Source organism: Robertmurraya sp. DFI.2.37 (genome assembly GCF_029211245.1).
GTDB classification, from domain to species: Bacteria; Bacillota; Bacilli; order Bacillales; family Cytobacillaceae; genus Robertmurraya; species Robertmurraya methanolica_A.
In genome coordinates, this window is the sequence record NZ_JARGEJ010000416.1 from 1 (window position 1) to 344 (window position 344).

General features: G+C 40.4%; 1 protein-coding gene. It reads right to left on the bottom strand.

The genetic code is table 11. From position 1 onward, the window contains the following. Window positions 1–30: 30 nt before the first annotated feature. Window positions 31–344 (bottom strand): winged helix-turn-helix domain-containing protein (locus PZE06_RS27110; protein ID WP_275792255.1); only part of this gene is annotated, 314 nt, incomplete at its 5' end.

A 344-nucleotide genomic window follows, 5' to 3' on the forward strand; every position in this document is an offset into this window, starting at 1 on the left:
ATCGAAAAGGATCCATCCAACCCCGTCCATTTATGTACAGAATGGGGACGTGGATGGATCCTTTTCGATTTTTTGGCGAATACGCCTTATATTGACATCAACTACTTTAATATCACCGACATAGTATTCTCCCCATACTTCGTCAAGAAGCTCATCCCTAGAACAGACGCGGTTTGGGCGACTCATCATGAACTGCAAAATCGAGTATTCCGTTGGCGTTAGCTTAATCTCTTCATCTTCATGTATGATTTTTTTATGAGCTTGATCTAATCGAAAAGATCCGGAAACAATATTTTTTTTCCCATACTCCTCAGGGCTGTTTAACCTTCTCAACAGTGAAGAAA